Raw genomic sequence first — 248 nt, 5'->3', positions numbered from 1 at the left:
AGATCGCCGTGCCGGACCAGGGCATCGGCATGACCGCCGAGCAGGCCGCCCTGGCCGTCCAGCCCTTCACCCAGATCGACAGCCGCCTGTCCCGCCTGCACGAGGGCACCGGGCTCGGCCTCAGCATCGTCAAGGGCCTGATCGAGGCGCATGGCGGGCGCCTGGAGATCGCCAGCGAACCCGGCCGCGGCACCCGGGCCGCTCTGGTCCTGCCGGCCACCTGCGTCCTGGCGCGACCGGCGAAGCCG

Annotated in this window: 1 protein-coding gene; it reads left to right on the top strand. The window is 74.6% G+C overall.

Features of this window, described 5'->3' with window-relative positions; all coding sequences use genetic code 11:
• The coding region (locus JT719_RS25015) for an ATP-binding protein (protein WP_242693469.1) at positions 1 to 248 on the top strand (248 nt) is incomplete at both ends.

This window comes from Sabulibacter ruber (assembly GCF_017355955.1).
Lineage (GTDB): Bacteria > Bacteroidota > Bacteroidia > Cytophagales > Hymenobacteraceae > Nibribacter > Nibribacter ruber_A.
Note: the sequence above shows the minus strand (reverse complement) of the source record. Positions and strands in the feature narration are given on the sequence as shown.